We start from the raw sequence: 18,131 nt of genomic DNA on the forward strand, positions 1-18,131 counted from the left end.
AAGTAATGCAGTTGGTGTTGAGCAAGCTATAGACTGTCAATACTTCTCCCGAATCTCGAGCAGCAATTTTTCCATCTTCTTTCTCACTTCATTAGTGGGCGTTACAAAGTTATTATTCATCCAACTGAAGATGAGTGTTTTTCCTTTTTTGGTGATGATAAATCCGCTCAGCGTGTGGTTATTGCTCAGCGTGCCTGTTTTGGCAAAGATGAAAGGAGGCGTATGCTTGTACCAGTTTTTTATCGTTCCCGATCCTCCACCGACTGCCAACAATCTGAACAATCGCTCACGCGGCACTTCGTTGTAAATCTTCTCCCATAGACTAACAATGGTTCGAGGAGTAAACAAGTTAAATCGACTAAGGCCTGAGCCATCTACCCACTGCGGTTTGTCGGGCAGTGTATTCATAAAATTTTTAGTGGCGTAGCGAATGGCAATTTCCGGTTTGAGGGTATCACTTACCACAGCAGCACATTGCAACAGCAACTGTTCGGCCATAAAATTATCACTGTCTTGCATCATTACACCGTAAATGCTATCCGCTGGAATACTTTTCAAAATCGTTCCCCGCTTCAACGGGATGAATACATGCTCCACTTGCCGTTTCAATGTATCCGTCAATAAATCGGCCAGCAAATCTGCACTCACGTGAAAAGGTATCTCTTGGGTTTTGAATTTCCGTTTGCCGGGATAGTAGGTTAACTGATTATCGTCAATGGCCCGAACTACTTCTTCATCGGAGTGATTTTCGTTTGCTGTAATGAGATGCTCCTCGAAAAAAGACGGCTGGGTCACAACTTTTTCCCCTTGCTTTTTAAGGGTGATCAGGTTTCCATACAAGGTAAATGAAGAACGTTCAATTGAATAATTGTAATTGTAATCGTCCCACGCCCAACCATTGCCCAGGGCATCGGTTTTAAAATTAGAAGAAGAAAAATATAATTTGCCCGGTGCATTTTTTAAAAATTGAAAGGCACGGCCATTATCGTACGCCAATGGGTTTAAAAAGCTCGGATCACCCAATCCCCAAAAAATCAATGAATCATTTTGTTGAACATAGGTCAGGGCATTGATGGAATCGCCCAGCAATTTGAGACTGGTGTAAAACGTAAAAATCTTGGTATTAGAAGCAGGCGTAAAATACTTTGCATCGTTATACTGGATGAGCGACTTTTTAGTAGCTGGATCATAAAGTGAAAACCCAATATGATCTTGCTGTAGGTTCTGTATTTCACCTAACTGCTTTTTGATAACAAGTGCAGGTGAACAGGCCACGACAATCAAAACCAGAATAAACCACTTCATTTTTTTCAAGAAAGATAACGCTCCACCAAAATTTTTCGATGATGGGTTTCGTGCCCAGCAATGATAAAACCTAATCCAATGACGGAGATTTCATTGTTATTGGCCGCTCCCTTTCGTGCTAGCATTTCGGGGGTAAAGCTTTCAAACAAATCAACGGTGGTCATTCGAACATGGGTCATTTCCAACGCGATTTTAGTAAGGCTTCTGCCTGCCGCGTTGGCCTGCGGTGCATAATCGTTTTCTTCAAATCCCGCCAAAGGAGTTTTATCATTTCGCGCAAAGCGCAAGGCACGATAGGCAAAAATACGCTCCGCATCTATTACGTGGCACAGCAATTCGCGGATGGTCCACTTTCCATCTGCATAGCGATAATCGGCATTGGCTTCTTTAATAGAATGAACGGCTTCAATCATGCGATGGCCAGAGATACGAAGGGCTTGGAGTAAATCAGGCTCATCAATTTGTTTGATGTAGTTTTTATAAAAGTGTGGGATGCTGTCGAGATTTAGGAGCATGAGGGGAAATTTAGGATTTTAGATGTACGATTTAAGATTTGGGACACAATACTGATTATGGATTATGGATACTTGATTCGAAGAATATAAATCCAGCATCAAGTATCAAGTATCTATTTCTTAAAATTCAGTAAAAACCTTATCGGGCATTTCCATTTCTACTTTTACATTTTTGGGGCCACCATCGTCTGACCGATCGGCAGAAAGCAGCACGCCATTGTACGTTTTGTAATTATCCCACGGACGCAAAAAATTGGCCGTGTCTTGCTTCGCATTATTGTAGTAGGCCCAATACTTCACCAATTTATCTTGAATGCCCACATACACACGGTATTTATTGTCGGGGGTATCGCCCACTTGGTTAAACCGCAGCTCCAACACATTGAAGCGATTGTTAAGGACGGTATCTTGCCCCATGTACTTGAGCGTAACGCCACTGTCTTTGATTTTAAATGGCATTACCAGCCAATACGAATCGTTGATCCAAATGCTTTTGGCCCGGGCCATTAACTTCTTTAGCGAATCGGGTTCGGTGATTTCCGTTCCTTTCATGCGGGCACGTCCTTCTCCTGAATTGATGTTCACCAAAAAAATGATGCTGTCTTTGGGAATTTCTATTCGCACACGGCCCGTATGCTTATCCCAAGTCAAATCTCGTCTGCCGAAAAAATTCCATGAAATAAATCTTGCCTTGTCCCAGCTTTCGCGCCCGCCCATGGCAGCCATGATGCTATCGGCCAACTGAATGCCTCCGGGGTCAGAGTTAACCGTATCAAAGCCAGGCATGGCAGGATTTAGTTCGGCCAGCGTTTTGGGGCGTTCCGAACAAGAGACGATTGCCCAAGAAATAACAATAAAATAAAACAGTAATTGGCTCTTCATAATGGGTTTGGGTTTGTGGCGGAGTGAAGGTAAGAAATTTTATGAAGGAAAAATGAGTGAATGGGAAGAGCGGCAATTCATCGCCTTTGTCACAAATTGTAATAAGATGTTACAAGGTGTGTAGCGTTTCATCGTTTCAGAAACTATGTCGTACCTTTTATCATCCATTACACAAATCTCAAATTCATGTTCACCAACTACCTTCTACTGGCATTTCGCAATATTGCGCGAAAGCGTGCATATGCCGCGGTAAACATCCTTGGCTTGGCCGTGGGTTTATCGGCTGCATTGTTCATCTCGCTGTATGTACGCGATGAGCTCACCTACGATACCATGCATCCTCAAGCCAATGAAACCTATCGGATGGGTTATGTGGTCACGTTTCCCAATGGTGAAAAAGAAGCAGCTCCTTACGCCCCAGCTGGTTGGGACAATTACATCCAAGCAAACTTTCCAGGCATTGGTGGCATTACCAGCTATACTTCGTGGGGCATGCCCACCAGTGTTCAATATGTAAACAAAGACCGGATCATTTTAACCGAAGAATTGATTTGGGCAGAATCGTCCATCACCGATTTGATTTATATGCCTGTGTTAAAGGGCACGTCTAAAAATCCGCTCAAAGAAATCAACTCAATTGTTTTAACCGAATCAGCCGCTAAAGAATTATTCGGTAACGAAGACCCCATCAATCAACAAGTAACGGTGATGCACACATGGGCCACCCAAGGCAAAAAAGTTGAGATGATGGTAACGGCTGTGATCAAAGACATTCCGAGCAACTCGCACGTAAACCCCAAGTACGTGGCCAACATTTTGGCATTGAAACCCTTTATGCCAGATTTGGAAAACCTGTTGAACACCTCGATGGCAGATGGCAACAATAATTTTTTTACGCAGTCTTACTTTGTTTGCAAAGACCCCACTAAAATTCCATTGATTATGGAAGACATGCAGAAAAAAGTGGATCAAATGATTGCCAAAAACAAGTGGGACATCAAATTCAAACCCGTGGTGAAAAAGATTACCGATGTGCACTTCGACCAAGAAATGGACTGGACCATTGACCACAAAACTGCCGACATCAAATACATGTACGTATTCATGACCATTGCACTACTCATTTTAGTGGTGGCGTGTATCAATTACATCAACTTATCTACTGCCAAGTCGGCTGGCCGTGCGCGCGAGATTGGGTTGCGCAAAACGTTTGGCGGCATCCGTTCGGAATTGTTCTTGCAGTTTATGCTCGAATCATTTGTATTGGTGTTTATCTCTGCGTTGATGGCATTGTTGATAGTGGCGATGCTCACCGCACCATTCAATCACTTAACGGGCAAAGCTTTTACGTTGGCGCATTTGTTCAACGGGCAAATGTTGTTGATTATGCTTGGCGTGATTGTGTTGGTCACGTTATTGGCGGGCAGCTATCCGGCTTTGTTTGTTTCAGGTTTTCAACCCGCCACCGTGCTTAAAGGAAAATTTGCTTTCCGCAAAGGCTCCATCTTTTTCCGTCAGTTTTTAACAGCGTTGCAATTTGTGGTAGCTGTTACCCTGCTGGCGGGCACCGTTATCATCGTTCGGCAAATGGATTTAATGCGTAACTCAAAATTAAACGAGGCGGGCAAGCAAGTAATCTCTATCCGTTTTGGCGGCTTCAACGAGCCCACACCTGATTACAAATATTTGCTCTTCAAAAACGCGGTTCAATCCGACCCTGAAATAGAACACGTAACCCTCGCCAACCATTTGCCACGCTTGGATTTTTTTGGCCCGATCAATATGCAAATGCAATTTCCCGACATCAACGAAGAAAAGCACGAGTGGTTTCAATTGAATGGCGATTACGATTTCACCCAAACGTTTCAATTGAAGTTAATTGCAGGCCGCGATTTTGATCCTAAAAACGTAGCCGACTCTGCTTCCATCTTGTTGAATAAATCGGCTGTGGAGGCGCTTCATCTTACGCCAGCAGAAGTAGTTGGCAAAGCGGTGGTTCGCCCCGATTGGAGCATGGGCTATTCTCAACCAGACTCTACCAAAAAACCAATCACCGGCACGGTCATCGGGGTGGTGGACGATTTTCCCTATCGCTCCATGCGGAGGAAGATTGACCCTTTGGCGATTTGCCCAAAACCTCATCCGGTAGATCGCATCATTCATGTACGCTTGCCTGCTGGCAAAATGCAAAACAAAATTGCTTCGATCGAAAACGAATGGAAAAAAATATTCCCAGGCCTTGGTTTTGATTACTGGTTTATTGATGAAGAGTTTGGCCGGATGTATGAGAACGAAACCAAGGTAGCTGCGCTGACTGAGAAGTTTTCGTGGCTGGCTATTCTAATCACGTGTGTTGGATTGTATGGGTTGGCATCGTTTCTATCGCAACAACGCACCAAAGAAATTGGCATTCGCAAATCCATGGGGGCGAGCAATTTTCAAATATTGGTTTTACTCTTGCAGGTATTTGCCAAATTGTTATTGATTGCGTGCCTCATTGCGCTGCCGCTGGCTTATTTTGTCGCCAATAATTGGTTGCAAAGTTTTGTGTACCGAACAGAGCTATCGGTTCTATTATTTGCGGGGGTGGTAGGTTTGATTGCTTTCATCACGCTTCTCACCGTTGGGTACGAATCATTGAAAGCTTCGATGACCAATCCGGTGCAGGCGTTGAAGCATGAGTAGTTTTAGCGAGACAAGTCTACGCCATAAGCTGTATACTTCATGCTCCTTTTTGACTGCTAAAGTGATTTGCATGTAGAAATAGAAAAGGCGTAGATTTGCTGATCGTAATTTTAACGCCTAGCTCAAATGCGCTTACTGCTATTCTTCTCTTTTATATTAACTGGTTTCGTTGCTCATTCACAAAAAGGGATACGCGAAAGCTGTGAAATAACAACCCCGCCTGTGATTGATGGCGTTGCCACCGAATGGACAAGCGATTGGAATTTGGATGGAGAAAGTAAAATTTTGTATACCATCTGCAACGATGCCGAAAATCTTTATATCCGTTTAAAAATTACCGACAATTTAACACAAACCAAAATTGGGTTGTATGGATTGTATGTAAAGCTAGATGCAAACGGAAAGAAAAAAGGAAAAGTAGGGTTGAAGTACCCTGTTGGCAAAGCAGACAGTGAACTAAAAAAACAAAAGCCGCTTGATTTACCCGATGCAGCAGCGGTTGACGCCTACAAAAGACAATTGTTAAGTGATGTAGAAGTGGTGGAGCTTGTTGGCCTTGCGAAAGAAAACATTATATCAAGTCGACTTGGATTGATGAACGGCATCGAAGCATTTATTGCAGCAGATGCAGACGCCAACTACATTTATGAAGCCAAGATACCGTTCAAGGCATTTAAAATTGAAAAAGCGAAAACGCCAATTTTAGGTGTGACCATTGAAACCGGAAGACAGACAACGGCCAACCAGCCGAATGGATCTACTCCGCCCCCTAGTGGCTTTGGTCAACGAGGCGGTGGCTTTGGCGGAGGTGGATACAGTGTGATGGCAGTGCCTGCGTATTTGTGGGTGGGCGTAAAACTTAAGTAAAGCTGGCCCGTCTATTGGAAGATTCTTCGCTTAGGCTCAGAATTAATATACTTTATTTCCCATATCTCCAGCAATCAATCAGGTGATCATTCACCAACCCACAGGCTTGCATGTGGGCATAGATGACCGTACTTCCAACAAACTTAAACCCGCGTTTAATCAAGTCTTTGCTTAATGCATCTGATTCGGGAGTCGTGGCTGGTACTTCTTTCATCGTTTTCCGTTTGTTGACAATAGGCTTGCCGCCAACAAACTGCCAAATGTATTTGTCAAAACTCCAAAACTCTTTCTGTAATTTCAAAAATTGCTTTGCGTTATTAACGGCCGCATAAACTTTCAGTCGGTTGCGCACAATTCCGGGATCCAACAAAATTTTCTCAAGTTTCTTTTCAGTAAAACGCGCCACCCTGTTGGGATCAAAATCAGCAAACGCTTTTCGGTAGCCTTCGCGTTTTTTTAAAATAGTAGACCAGCTCAATCCTGCTTGTGCGCCTTCTAAAATTAAGAATTCAAAATGGACTCGATCATCATGCACCGGCACGCCCCATTCCTCATCGTGGTATTTTTTATATTCTTCAAAACCCAAACACCACGGGCAGCGAGTCTTTTCTTTTTCCATTTTCTTCTATTAATCTTATCGAAAGTTCCAAACTTTCTGGAAGATTACAATTTAATTGCTTACCTTTTGAAGATGGTAAGGTGGCTTTTTCTTTTATGTTTTTGCGTTTCGCTTTCGGTCCAAAGTCAGTTTAGGCAAAAAACATCATTGCCTTCCTATCAAGTGTCAATGCCAGCAACTCCAATTTTAAAAAAACTACCTTTCGGCTTAGTGGAGGATGCTGCCCAAAACATTCCGTTTCAATCGCCCACACTTACCGCCTTGCCAATGGCCGATGCCAATCATAAATTCCAAATGCAATGGATAAGTTCGGTCTCATCACTTTCTTTTAACAACGGAAAATTTGGCTCTTATTATTACTGGGATGTAAGTGGCAACCTGATTGACACGCGTGGCTTTATTGACATCGCAGGCAAAAAGAAGCGTGGCTTGAAGTTAGTTTTTCCTTGGCGATAGTTATGTTCTCAGAAAAAGAACCTAAAAAAATCAGATTATCCCCAACCGTTGCCCTTGCTAAGATTCAACTCTATTGCGCCTACCAAGAGCGCTCACACCAAGAAGTAAAAAACAAGTTGTTCGACTATGGGCTGTATTCCACGCAAGTGGATCAAATCATTGCACAACTCATTACCGAAGGGTTTTTAAATGAAGAGCGGTTTGCCAAAGCCTTCGCTGGGGGCAAATTCCGGATTAAAAAGTGGGGCCGCAAAAAAATTGAAAACGAACTAAAGTTTCTTGGCCTTAGCAAACGAAACATTGCCACTGGACTAAAAGAAATTGAAGACCCAGACTATCGAAAAACGTTAAAGAATCTTCTGAAAAGGAAGTCAGAACAATCAACCGAAACAAACCTATTCAAAAAGCGTGATAAACTTGCTAGCTACGCCATCGGAAAAGGGTACGAACCCGAGCTGGTGTGGGAGATGGTAAAAGAAATAGACTAGTATTTTTCTAACTAATCCTACTCCAATTCACAGCTGCCTTTTTGATCGACTGAATCTGCCTAAGCACCATGCTGTTTTCTGGCTTTTCTAAGTTCGGATCATTCTCTAACAGCAACTGTGCCTCTTCACGAGCTTGCTTCAACAATTCACCATCTTTACTCAAATCAGCAATCAGTAAATCTAACGCCCCACTTTGTTGTGTGCCCATTAAATCTCCGGGGCCACGTAGTTTTAAATCCGTCTCTGCAATCTCGAACCCATTATTCGTGCGCACCATCGTTTCAATGCGTGTTTTCGATTCAGTGCCTAGTTTGTGATCAGTCATTAAAATACAATACGACTGATCGACTCCACGCCCTACTCGCCCTCGCAATTGATGAAGTTGTGACAAACCAAAACGCTGTGCACTTTCAATAATCATAACCGAAGCATTTGGAACATCTACTCCTACTTCGATTACCGTGGTCGCTACCATAATCTTAGTCTCGCCTTTTATAAATCGCTTCATTTCAAAATCTTTTGCCTCTGCCTTCATTTGCCCATGCACAATGCTGATGGCCACGTCAGGAAAAGAACGTGAAATGCTTTCGTAACCATCCATCAAATGCTTTAAATCTAATTTTTCAGATTCTTCAATCAATGGGTAAACAATGTACACTTGCCGGCCTTGCTCAATTTGTGCCTTGATGAAACCATTTACTTGTAAACGATGGGTATCATATTTGTGCATGGTTTGAATAGGCTTTCGGCCTTTGGGCAATTGATCGATGACAGAAATTTCCAAGTCGCCATAAAGCGTCATCGCCAATGTGCGCGGAATAGGTGTGGCCGTCATCACCAGTACGTGCGGGTAAACACTTGCGTTCTTCTGCCAGAGTTTGGATCGTTGTGCTACGCCAAAACGATGTTGCTCATCGATAATGGCCAATCCCAATTTATTGAATTTGACTTCTTCTTCTAATAAGGCGTGTGTGCCAATCAGTATTTTGAGCGAACCGTTTTGCAAATTTTCGTGAATAGGCTTGCGCGCACTTTTCTTAACGGAACCTGTTAGTAGCGCAATAGAAATTCCCATGGGTTCAGCATAGCGCTTTAAGTTAGCGTAATGTTGCTGTGCTAAAATTTCGGTAGGGGCTATCAAGGCCGTTTGCGAGTCGCTGCCCACCACCAAAAGAATACAGATAAATGCAACAATGGTTTTGCCACTGCCCACATCTCCCTGAAGCAACCGGTTCATTTGTTTGCCCGATTTCATGTCCGCATAAATTTCACGGACTACTTTCTTTTGGGCTTCTGTTAGTTCAAAAGGCAAAAACTCTTTGTAGAATTTAGTGAGGATGGCGGTATCATTGAAAACAATTCCCTTGAACTTTCCTTGCCGCACCAACTTCATTTTTATCAATCGCAATTGAATAAAAAAGAGTTCTTCAAATTTTAATCTGTGTTGAGCCGCAGCAAGCAATTCGTGATTGGAAGGAAAATGGATTTGAATGATCGCCTTCTTTTTATCGAGTAGTTTCTGTTTTTGTAAAATTGAGTTAGGTAAAATTTCTTGCAGATGGGTTTGAGCCATCCGCAAAACTTCTTGCTGCATTTTAGAAATGAACTTTGAATCGATATGGCGAGCTCGCAATTTTTCGCTAACCGGGTAAACGGGCTGCAAATATCCTCCCTTATCGCTTTTTTCAGTTAGCGGTTCGATTTCGGGATGCGCGATCGAAAACCTACTGCCGTATTGATTGGGTTTGCCAAACACCACGTAATTGGTGTTGGTTTTGATTTTTTGCATCACCCAACTAACCCCTTGAAACCAAATTAATTCAATTTCACCTTTGCCATCGGTGAAATAGCCTACCAATCTTTTTTTATTTCCTGCACCCAAGGTTTCAAATTCAGAGATTGTCCCTTTGATCTGCACATAAGGCATTGTTTCGTTTATCTCTGCAATCGAATAAAATCTTGTTCTGTCTTCGTAACGAAATGGATAGTGCTGAATCAAGTCGCCATAGGTAAAAATTTTAAGTTCCTTTTGAAGCAACGTGGCACGCTGCGGTCCCACGCCTTTTAAGAATTCAATGGAGGTGTCGAAGAAACTCATCGTGCGGCTAATGAGTTAGCAAATTAGCCAATGTTTATTGTTCTCCGAACAAAGGGTTGTTTGATAAGAGCCTACTACTATGTTGAATAGTGAGTATGTCAATCCTGCTTTTTGAAACAATTCGATAAATAATACGATAGTTCCCATCAATCAATTGCCGAATTGATTTCAATTCCTGTTCAGGAACGACCCTTCCAAACTTTGGATAAGTTTCCAATATTTTAACTCTTTTAAAGAATCGCTCCGATTGAAGTTGAGCATAAAACTCAGAATCTTTGGCAATAAATTCAGCTATGTTTTCGATATCCTCAAGGGCCTGAATTGACCAGCTTACTTCAACAGCCATTTTTTCAATTTCTTTCTAGCTTCATCGGTAGAAAGCACTTGCCCAGATTTTGATTGCTCTAACCCTATCTCTATCTTTTGCAACAGAATGATTCTCTCAAAAAGATCCTCGATTGAAAAGGAATCAGGCAAATCCTTAATGGTTTCTATCAATTTTTCTTTGGAAAGTGTCGCCATGTTCAAAAGTACATAAAAAATTTCTTCATTTCTTCTTCCATTCTAAGGTATTGATCAAATGCATCGCCTCCTTTTTCATAAAGTCGATGGCCGGTGACAATGAATCGTTATTTACTTCTGTGTTGAAATAAAGCGCACCACGAAGAAAATTTTTGGTTGAGTCTGTAATAGTGAATTGAAATTGGGTAGGCACATCTCCACTGATTTCGGCAATCATAGCCGTTTTGCCCAAAGGTGTAACAACTTTAACTTCATCAATTCCATACGCTTTTATTTGCTGTTTTGATGTAAGCTTGTACGAATCATTCAAAAACTCTTTCAGCAATTCTTCGCGGTTGTTGATTTTTTTATAAGTGATGTGCAGGTTGGCCTTCAAAGTAGGGTAATAAATTTCAACCCAATGACGCTCGTTTACCCAAGAAGTATCGCGCATCAGTTTCGCTGCGGTTGAATACTCAAACGAATACGGTAAACTATCGGGTAGCGAAAGGTACTTCTCTTCCGGTAAAATTAATCGGTTGTATCCTTTTGGCTTGGGCTGATAATCGCGCGAACAGCTAGTTAAAAGGAATGCAATCGCCACAAGCTCCAAGCCACAAACTGCAAGTAAAATCGAACGTCTCATTTTTTTTCCATCACTTCCTTTTGCAACGTCACTTTCACTTTGTTGATTCTTTTTAGATCCGCTATCATAATCGTAAACACAAAACGCTCAAACACAATTTGCTCACCTTGTGCCGGCATCGAGCCATGTAACTCCAAAATCAATCCGGCCAATGATTCGCTTTCCCTCTTCACCTCGTCAAAAGAAGTAACAACCACATCCAAGGCCTTGCATACATCGTGTATGGATGTTTTGCCTTCAAAAATAAAGTTGTGATCATCTATTTTTTGAAAGCCAAGGATGACTTCATCAAATTCATCGTTGATCTCACCAATTATTTCTTCAATTAAATCTTCGAGTGTTACCAATCCTGATGTGCCACCATATTCATCAACTACAATGGCCATGTGCACGCGCTTGCTCTGAAAATCTTTGAGCAGCGAATCGAGTTTTTTGGTTTCTGGAACAAAAAAACCGGGGCGCAATAATTTTTGCCATTTAAATTCCTTCGTTTCATCTAAATAGGGAAGCAAATCTTTGGTGTATAAAATCCCTTCTATCCGATCAATGGATTCTTTATAGACCGGAATGCGCGAGAACCCAGATTTATTTACCTGGTTCATCAGTTCTTTAAAGTCCAATTCACCATCTACGCAAGAAATATCCAAGCGCGACTTCATCACGCGCTTTACGGTAAGCGTCCCAAAATTTACGATGCCTTTTAAAATCCCTTTCTCCTCAGCCGTGGTGTCGCTGTTGTTGGTTGTCAAATCAAGCGCTTGATTCAACTCTTCTACCGTGGTGCTGTATCCTTTTTTCTCAATTCGTTTTTCAATGATTTGACTCATGTTCAGCAGTAACCAAGAAATTGGCATCCACACTTTCTCCAAAATCAACCAAAGCCCACCCATGCGTTTGGCAAAGGTCCAGTTGTGGCGTGTGGCATAAACTTTCGGAACAATCTCACCAAAAAAAGTAATGGCAAAAGTGGCTCCAAACGTAACCAAGCCTACCACCGCCTCTTCTGGCTTGCGTGTGCCAGCCATGGCCCACATTAAAAAGGTTGAAATGGTTACCACACCTACATTCACAAAATTGTTCATGATCAAGATGGTGGCCAACAACAAGCGCGGCTTCTTTAGCAATTGAACAATATTTTTTTCTGAAGAATCTTCGGACTCGCGGCAGCGATCCAAATCATCTGCTTTAAGCGAAAAAAAAGCTACTTCAGAAGCGGAGATCATAGCCGACATAAAAAGCAACACCGCAATGGCTGCAAAACTTACCGCATAGAATGGATTTAATTCAGCAAAAATTTCTGCCAAAATAAAACTAGGAGGCTCCTCTAATGCCAATACCGTTTCCAAGCATCAACTGTTTTGGTACTTAAAAAGGCAAGTCATCGGTGGTGTCGGTAGGCGCTGATAATGGGGCAGGTGCCGGTGATTGTTGATAGCTAGAAACGTTTGCTGAAGGAGATGAGCTGCTTCCGCTTGGCTTGCTACCCAATAGGGTCATATTGTCGCCAATAATTTCGGTGGTGTAGCGAGTCACGCCTTCTTTCTCCCAACTGCGGGTGCGAAGTTTTCCTTCAATATAAACTTGGTCACCCTTGTGCAAGTATTTAGCGGCAATGTCTGCCAAGCCACGCCACAGCACAATATTGTGCCATTCCGTTATTTCCTTGCGATCGCCAGTAGTTTTGTCTTTATATGTTTCGGAAGTGGCCATGGTAAAATTGGCTACCGTAGCCCCATTTTCTAAATTTCTTACTTCTGGATCTTTGCCTAACCTACCAACTAAAATTACTTTGTTAACACCCGACATATATTCTTAAAATTTTTCTTTGGACTGCAAAAATACCAAATTTTTAGGGAAGACACCTTGTAAGGATTTATTTGACATAAGCTTTTGGTTTAGAGGAGGGATGCAAGCACCAATCTTTTTCCATAAGCCCACATCAACTTTTTCAGTATTTTGCGTTCTTTGAGAATATTCTTAATGCAACAACTCTCAATCTCTTCTTTTCTCAGAACTTCAGCCTACTGGAGCAAACTAGCCGGAATTCGCTGGCAATTGCTTTTGACCATAGCCGTTTTGGTGATGGTAAGCATCTGGCTAAAAAACGAGTATGGCCAAGACGATTCCAATCTCTGGTTAGTAATGAATCTATTTCTGCGGTTGGTGCAGTATGCACTTGTAGGATTGATTGCCTTGAGTTTACTAACAGCACTTGCCACCTGGCTATATTTCATAAATAGTGTGCGTAACAAAAAGATTTCCGCACAGGCAAAACTGGGCGATGGCCAAAAGGCAGAAGCGGGTTGGGTGTCGCTTTCCATTTCTATTTTTGGAAATATAATTCGCCCGTTGCTTGGCTCGGTCCAAGCGCGATTGGTATTTTCAGAAAAACGCTTGAGCGAACGGGTGATTTTAGACACGGGTATTCCGCGCCCGCGCCATTGGTGGCGCCAAGGCATTAAAGGCACTGGCCAAACACTCCTCCACGACCGCGGCATTTACGATGTGCAACATGTACTGATTTCGTTTTGCGACATGTTTGGGTTGCTTTCCTTGCCCTGCAAAGTTCCCTTCACTCAGCAATTGTTTACATTACCGCTTTCGCGGGAAGCGCAAACCATTAAAGCACAACCCAATGCCACCGAAGAGCAAACACATCGCATCGATATTCCAAAAAAAGTAGAAGGCGAATACGTGAACTACAAAGAGTTTGAAATGGGCGACAACATTCAGCGCATTGTGTGGAAGATTTATGCCAAAAGTGGGCAATTGGTGGTGCGCATCCCTGAAACAAAAGACCCTTATGCTTCTCATTTGTATTTTTATGTGAGCTTCTTCAATGGCTTGAGTTTGCAGGGCGCCTTTGAAACGGAATTGCTCAATGTCTATAAAGATAAGGTCAGAAACCTTTTTGAAGCGATTCAGCGCAATGGCTACGATGTGCGCCTGCCCCACGACCAAGAAGTGCCAAAACTGGCGGGACTTAGCGAAAAGAAAAGTGAACTGTTTCAAATAACAGTCGCCCATTGGCAAAACCAATTGCCTCCCAATCTTTATATTAAACCAACCAACGCAGCGTTTGTCTGTTTATCAGCGTTAACGCCTGTCAATGAAATTGAAATGATACTGAAGAACTTGCCAAGCAATGTGCCCGTGGTGGTTGTAAAATTATCAGATGCGATTGCTTCGCCTTTTAAAATCTCAATAAAAGACATTTTCTTTAAACCCGAGAAACAACCAGCCGACCATTTGCGTCAGCCTTGGTTGCTTTCATCGCTGCGAAGAGAATTGCAGAAAAATGAGATGAAAATTTCAGCGTTGTTGAAAACTCGGGAGAATAGTTGGTTAACGAGTGCTATAGATCTTGAAAAATGAGTAACTTTTTAAACAAGGAAAAATTTCAACAGCTGCTCATCCGATGGGTGCTAGTGGTACTGCCCACCATTCTCATTGGCTACATCACTTTACGATTCGTCAACTTCTCCTACACATCGCTCAACACAGGCATTGTAAGCCAAGCAATTTACTTTTCACTAGGTGTATTGCTTGCATTTACGCTCTATTATTACGGAGCGCGTATAGTCATCACCTTTTTGTTGTTGTGGTTGGTGTATTGGTTGTTTGAAAAGGCAATCAACAAACTACCTGGCGAGTTTGACGTTCTCTATGCAAGTGCTCGCTTCATGTTGCTCTCCACCCTATTCATTTTCGGATGGGTGTTTGGCTTTTTGCTGGCGCGAATCAAGTGGTCGTATATTTTGATTGCCGGGTTGCTGGCAATCGTCACGCTCGTTTCCGTTTCCGATACAATCGATATCAGTTTGTCCTACATTTTACTTCATCTTTTGCCCGTGGTGATGTATGGGTTGTACATGCTGTTTCTATCACCATTGCTTACTGACAAGATTGAATTGACTTGGAAAAAATCAACCAGGCTAGCGGCACGATTGGCTGCGTTTGTGTTTCTTATTTTCTTAACCTTCGTCATCACCGAAAGCCTCTTTAAGGGAGAGATGAAGGCGGTGGAAAAAGAATTGATTGCGCGTGGGGCAAAGGGTGACAAAGGAGGTTCGAAAAAAGACCAAGAGAATGACGACCGAAATAGTCTGATGGAAAAAGGTGGCAAAGGAGGAAAGGGCGATGATGGCTATCGATTGAAAGACACCATGCGCGTCAATTCAAAAATGAGCCAGTCAGACAAACTGATGTTTTGTAGCAAGCTTGATAATTATTTTCCAGATGGCTCACCCATGCCTTTGTATTTTGTTTATCACTACCTCACCCGCTACGATCCCGTAAAGGAAAGTTTTACACGCGATATCAACGTGCCTTCCTTTGATGAAATGCAAGTGGACCCTACCGAGTTGCCAATGTATTATTCGTACACCGACACGTCTATCCTTCGAAAGTCGTTGGCCACTAAATTTAGGAAGCTGGTAGAAGCGCAAGTGTATCTTTCGGAGAATACATGGAAGCATTCTCTTTTGGGGCCTGCCAGTGTGTTCTCGATTCAAACCATTCCGGTAGAGAAAGATTTTCAGAAAACATTTTTGTCGGCTTACAAGATTACTTCGTTTAGCAGCGATTTGAACAATGCCTATTTTGTATATAATGTTTCTGCTAACCCCATGCTCGAAAAATTGCAAGACGAGCGGCATGACGAATTGCGTAAGGTTGCGAACTACAATCGTATCAATCAAAAATTCTTGGATTACTATACACAAATGCCTTCGGGCGGTATTTACGATTCCATTACAAGCTTGGCACTGAAGCTGGTGCCGAAAGATGCGAAGCCAGTAGATAAAGTATTGGCGGTGCGCGATTTCTTCTTACAACGAAATGAAAATGGCAAACGAATTTTCCGGTACACTTTAAAAGCAGGCGCAGTAGATGACCCCAACATCCCGAGTTCAAAAATGCTCTATAATTTTTTGTTCAAGACACACGCAGGCTATTGTACCTATTATGCAGGTGCTTCACACTTTATGCTTCGTGCGTTGGGCGTACCTACACGCTTTACCACCGGCTTTGCAACGGTCAATCGCAGTGATAAAAACAAAGGTTGGTATTGGTTCTACGCTAGTCAAGCACACGCGTGGACGCAAGTTTATTTTCCGGAATATGGTTGGTTAGATTTTGACATGACCATCGGCAACGAAGATCAACAAAGCGCACCCAAACCAGACGGTACACCGCCATTGCCTCCGCCAGAGCCTTGGTTGGTGTTAAATGCAAAAGCGGAATCAGTAAATCCGAAAGCAAAAAAATTAGAAGCTTCCTTCAATGAGCTGATTTATTTCAATACGCCACATCAATTGAAAAAACCATTTACGCGTAGTATCGATGCATCGCTTTGCCGTGTGCTATACGACAAGCGCGATACTACCTTCAATGCCATTCAACCAAACGATTCGATTATCATTGTATCGTATAAAGATGAAGCGAAAAAGATTCCACCACCACAAGCAGGTGTTTCGATTGAAGTTCAAGTAGAAAATTTTCCATCGCCCATCATTGCCGATGAAATTCACATTCGCCCCAAGGCAAAGGAGAAAAAACCAGAGGAAGGAAACGGCAGGCCAGCCAATCAGCAAGAAAAGAAAATGACATGGCAAGAGATGGCATGGATAGTAGGAAAAATTATCATCGGTTTAATTTTGCTCCTCCTTCTTTTGCCTTTGCTGTATTTGTTGTTTCGCTTGGGGCGGATTGCGTTGGCAAAAGACACCAATGCAAAAGCAGACCACGTTTACCAAGCTACGTTGTACCGCTTGCACATGGCCGGTTTTGAGCGCGAAGCAGAAACGCCACTGGAATATGCCGAGAAAACAATTGACCCGAATCTGGGTATTCACTTTGCTGATTTTATGAGAATGTATTTGCGGTTAAAATATTCGAATGGGGTTTGGAGGGAAGGTGATGATAAAATTATCAACCAATTGGCAACCGAAATTGGTTCTGCTGTTCGAAAGAAAAATGGAGCTTTAAAATCAATCTTTAACTATTTTAATGTTTTCCGCGCCAGTCGCTTTTTTCAAAATCCAATATCAACCGAAAACGAAACCACATCTGTATGAGCGAATCCATAAAAAAACTCAAATCCCTTACCGACAACATCGAAACCATCATTCGTGGCAAACCACAACAAGTAAAATATGTGGTGACTGCGCTGCTCGCCAAAGGGCACATTTTGCTTGAAGATAATCCGGGAGCCGGAAAAACCGTGCTTGCCAAAACCTTGGCCCAATCCATCAGCGAAGGCGTGGTGGATTTCCACCAAGCGGGTGGTGGCGTAGCTTTTAAGCGCATCCAGTTCACCCCCGATTTGTTGCCGATGGATTTGATTGGCTCTTATATTTTTGATGACGTAAAAAAAGATTTCGTTTTCAAAAAAGGGCCGCTCTTCACGCACGTGCTGTTGGCCGATGAAATCAACCGGGCTTCCCCAAAAGTGCAAAGTGCATTGCTGGAATGTATGGCCGAAAATCAAATCTCGGTGGGCGATACCACCTTTCCGCTCGACCAATTCTTTTTCACCATTGCAACGCAAAACCCCATTGAGATGGAAGGCACGTACCCGCTGCCCGCAGCACAGCTCGACCGTTTCTACATGAAAATCTCGTTTGGTTATGTTACTGAAGAAGTTGAGTTTGACATTTATTCGAACTACTTGGCCATCAACAATGGAAAAAATACAGTAAAACAAGTGCTTAGTTATTCAGACATTATTCAATTGCAAAAAGAAGCCGAGAACGTTTATGTGCATCCTGAAATCATCAAATCAATTGTTCGGTTGGTACAGGCCACACGCAACCATACCGATGTAGCGCTGGGTTGTTCTACGCGAGGGGGGATTACTTTTATTAAATGTTTGAAGGCTTGGGCACTGGTGAATCAGCGCGATTACGTAATTGAAGATGACATCCGTGCCTTAGCACAGCCTGCGTTGCATCACCGCATGGTGTTCCGCAATCGCGAAGCATCAAAAACTGCGTTGCAACAAATGGTAGATGCGGAGGTGAATAAGTTAGCGAAATTGGGAATTGGGATGAAGAAGTAAATTGTTGTT

General features: G+C 42.7%; 17 protein-coding genes. 7 read left to right on the forward strand and 10 right to left on the reverse strand.

Translation table 11 applies throughout. From position 1 onward, the window contains the following. Positions 1 to 36 precede the first annotated feature (36 nt). The 3 genes from KA713_15205 to KA713_15215 all read right to left on the reverse strand — a co-directional run bounded on the left by KA713_15205 (position 37) and on the right by KA713_15215 (position 2,702). The gene (locus tag KA713_15205; GenBank protein UXE65799.1) at positions 37 to 1,305 is read right to left on the reverse strand and encodes a D-alanyl-D-alanine carboxypeptidase; all 1,269 of its coding nucleotides are present in this window, start codon (positions 1,303 to 1,305) and stop codon (positions 37 to 39) included. Between the two features lie 5 nt (positions 1,306 to 1,310). Then, complete coding sequence (locus tag KA713_15210) at positions 1,311 to 1,820, reverse strand: DinB family protein (GenBank protein UXE65800.1); 510 nt, start codon at positions 1,818 to 1,820, stop codon at positions 1,311 to 1,313. A gap of 120 nt (positions 1,821 to 1,940) precedes the next feature. After that, positions 1,941 to 2,702 (reverse strand): hypothetical protein, encoded by a 762-nt coding sequence (locus KA713_15215; GenBank protein UXE65801.1) that lies wholly within the window; start codon positions 2,700 to 2,702, stop codon positions 1,941 to 1,943. Between the two features lie 186 nt (positions 2,703 to 2,888). Between KA713_15215 and KA713_15220 the strand changes: the two genes are divergently transcribed. Together KA713_15220 and KA713_15225 are read left to right on the forward strand one after the other, a co-directional pair. Next, complete coding sequence (locus tag KA713_15220; protein UXE65802.1) at positions 2,889 to 5,387, forward strand: ABC transporter permease; 2,499 nt, start codon at positions 2,889 to 2,891, stop codon at positions 5,385 to 5,387. A 126-nt stretch (positions 5,388 to 5,513) separates the two neighbouring features. Further along, the gene (locus tag KA713_15225; GenBank protein ID UXE65803.1) at positions 5,514 to 6,254 is read left to right on the forward strand and encodes a hypothetical protein; all 741 of its coding nucleotides are present in this window, start codon (positions 5,514 to 5,516) and stop codon (positions 6,252 to 6,254) included. Positions 6,255 to 6,306: 52 nt separating this feature from the next. Here KA713_15225 and KA713_15230 read toward each other — a convergent pair whose 3' ends face one another. Then, positions 6,307 to 6,873: a DNA-3-methyladenine glycosylase I gene (locus tag KA713_15230; protein UXE65804.1), complete on the reverse strand. Its 567-nt coding sequence runs from the start codon at positions 6,871 to 6,873 to the stop codon at positions 6,307 to 6,309. Between the two features lie 168 nt (positions 6,874 to 7,041). Between KA713_15230 and KA713_15235 the strand changes: the two genes are divergently transcribed. Together KA713_15235 and KA713_15240 are read left to right on the forward strand one after the other, a co-directional pair. Further along, positions 7,042 to 7,329, forward strand: a complete 288-nt coding sequence (locus tag KA713_15235; GenBank protein ID UXE65805.1) for a hypothetical protein — start codon at positions 7,042 to 7,044, stop codon at positions 7,327 to 7,329. Between the two features lie 2 nt (positions 7,330 to 7,331). Then, the gene (locus tag KA713_15240) at positions 7,332 to 7,817 is read left to right on the forward strand and encodes a RecX family transcriptional regulator (protein UXE65806.1); all 486 of its coding nucleotides are present in this window, start codon (positions 7,332 to 7,334) and stop codon (positions 7,815 to 7,817) included. Positions 7,818 to 7,824: 7 nt separating this feature from the next. Here KA713_15240 and recG read toward each other — a convergent pair whose 3' ends face one another. The 6 genes from recG to KA713_15270 are packed head-to-tail and all read right to left on the reverse strand — an operon-like array spanning position 7,825 to position 12,868. Continuing rightward, positions 7,825 to 9,915: an ATP-dependent DNA helicase RecG gene (gene recG / locus KA713_15245; protein ID UXE65807.1), complete on the reverse strand. Its 2,091-nt coding sequence runs from the start codon at positions 9,913 to 9,915 to the stop codon at positions 7,825 to 7,827. A 34-nt stretch (positions 9,916 to 9,949) separates the two neighbouring features. Further along, on the reverse strand, positions 9,950 to 10,261 hold the full coding sequence (locus KA713_15250; protein UXE65808.1) for a type II toxin-antitoxin system RelE/ParE family toxin: 312 nt from the start codon (positions 10,259 to 10,261) through the stop codon (positions 9,950 to 9,952). Further along, positions 10,246 to 10,437, reverse strand: a complete 192-nt coding sequence (locus KA713_15255; protein UXE65809.1) for a hypothetical protein — start codon at positions 10,435 to 10,437, stop codon at positions 10,246 to 10,248. Before KA713_15255 ends, KA713_15250 begins: the two co-directional genes overlap by 16 nt. A gap of 25 nt (positions 10,438 to 10,462) precedes the next feature. After that, positions 10,463 to 11,062, reverse strand: a complete 600-nt coding sequence (gene gldD, locus KA713_15260) for a gliding motility lipoprotein GldD (protein ID UXE65810.1) — start codon at positions 11,060 to 11,062, stop codon at positions 10,463 to 10,465. Then, the gene (gldE, locus tag KA713_15265; GenBank protein UXE69153.1) at positions 11,059 to 12,396 is read right to left on the reverse strand and encodes a gliding motility-associated protein GldE; all 1,338 of its coding nucleotides are present in this window, start codon (positions 12,394 to 12,396) and stop codon (positions 11,059 to 11,061) included. The genes gldD and gldE overlap by 4 nt, the downstream gene beginning before the upstream one ends. Positions 12,397 to 12,427: 31 nt before the next feature. Further along, on the reverse strand, positions 12,428 to 12,868 hold the full coding sequence (locus KA713_15270; GenBank protein ID UXE65811.1) for a single-stranded DNA-binding protein: 441 nt from the start codon (positions 12,866 to 12,868) through the stop codon (positions 12,428 to 12,430). A gap of 174 nt (positions 12,869 to 13,042) precedes the next feature. Here KA713_15270 and KA713_15275 point away from each other — a divergent pair, with 174 nt between their 5' ends. The 3 genes from KA713_15275 to KA713_15285 are packed head-to-tail and all read left to right on the forward strand — an operon-like array spanning position 13,043 to position 18,122. Continuing rightward, the gene (locus KA713_15275) at positions 13,043 to 14,437 is read left to right on the forward strand and encodes a DUF58 domain-containing protein (GenBank protein UXE65812.1); all 1,395 of its coding nucleotides are present in this window, start codon (positions 13,043 to 13,045) and stop codon (positions 14,435 to 14,437) included. Then, complete coding sequence (locus KA713_15280; protein ID UXE65813.1) at positions 14,434 to 17,139, forward strand: hypothetical protein; 2,706 nt, start codon at positions 14,434 to 14,436, stop codon at positions 17,137 to 17,139. Before KA713_15275 ends, KA713_15280 begins: the two co-directional genes overlap by 4 nt. Then, on the forward strand, positions 17,136 to 18,122 hold the full coding sequence (locus KA713_15285) for a MoxR family ATPase (protein UXE65814.1): 987 nt from the start codon (positions 17,136 to 17,138) through the stop codon (positions 18,120 to 18,122). Before KA713_15280 ends, KA713_15285 begins: the two co-directional genes overlap by 4 nt. The last annotated feature ends 9 nt before the right edge of the window (positions 18,123 to 18,131 follow it).

Origin of the sequence: Chryseotalea sp. WA131a (assembly GCA_025370075.1) — a bacterium.
In the GTDB taxonomy this organism is placed as follows: domain Bacteria; phylum Bacteroidota; class Bacteroidia; order Cytophagales; family Cyclobacteriaceae; genus ELB16-189.

Coding starts and splice junctions, on each gene's coding strand:
- KA713_15205 (UXE65799.1), bottom strand. CDS start 1,305: ATGAAGTGGTTTATTCTGGTTTTGATTGTCGTGGCCTGTTCACCTGCA.
- KA713_15210 (UXE65800.1), bottom strand. CDS start 1,820: ATGCTCCTAAATCTCGACAGCATCCCACACTTTTATAAAAACTACATC.
- KA713_15215 (UXE65801.1), bottom strand. CDS start 2,702: ATGAAGAGCCAATTACTGTTTTATTTTATTGTTATTTCTTGGGCAATC.
- KA713_15220 (UXE65802.1), top strand. CDS start 2,889: ATGTTCACCAACTACCTTCTACTGGCATTTCGCAATATTGCGCGAAAG.
- KA713_15225 (UXE65803.1), top strand. CDS start 5,514: ATGCGCTTACTGCTATTCTTCTCTTTTATATTAACTGGTTTCGTTGCT.
- KA713_15230 (UXE65804.1), bottom strand. CDS start 6,873: ATGGAAAAAGAAAAGACTCGCTGCCCGTGGTGTTTGGGTTTTGAAGAA.
- KA713_15235 (UXE65805.1), top strand. CDS start 7,042: ATGCCAGCAACTCCAATTTTAAAAAAACTACCTTTCGGCTTAGTGGAG.
- KA713_15240 (UXE65806.1), top strand. CDS start 7,332: ATGTTCTCAGAAAAAGAACCTAAAAAAATCAGATTATCCCCAACCGTT.
- recG (UXE65807.1), bottom strand. CDS start 9,915: ATGAGTTTCTTCGACACCTCCATTGAATTCTTAAAAGGCGTGGGACCG.
- KA713_15250 (UXE65808.1), bottom strand. CDS start 10,261: ATGGCTGTTGAAGTAAGCTGGTCAATTCAGGCCCTTGAGGATATCGAA.
- KA713_15255 (UXE65809.1), bottom strand. CDS start 10,437: ATGGCGACACTTTCCAAAGAAAAATTGATAGAAACCATTAAGGATTTG.
- gldD (UXE65810.1), bottom strand. CDS start 11,062: ATGAGACGTTCGATTTTACTTGCAGTTTGTGGCTTGGAGCTTGTGGCG.
- KA713_15270 (UXE65811.1), bottom strand. CDS start 12,868: ATGTCGGGTGTTAACAAAGTAATTTTAGTTGGTAGGTTAGGCAAAGAT.
- KA713_15275 (UXE65812.1), top strand. CDS start 13,043: ATGCAACAACTCTCAATCTCTTCTTTTCTCAGAACTTCAGCCTACTGG.
- KA713_15280 (UXE65813.1), top strand. CDS start 14,434: ATGAGTAACTTTTTAAACAAGGAAAAATTTCAACAGCTGCTCATCCGA.
- KA713_15285 (UXE65814.1), top strand. CDS start 17,136: ATGAGCGAATCCATAAAAAAACTCAAATCCCTTACCGACAACATCGAA.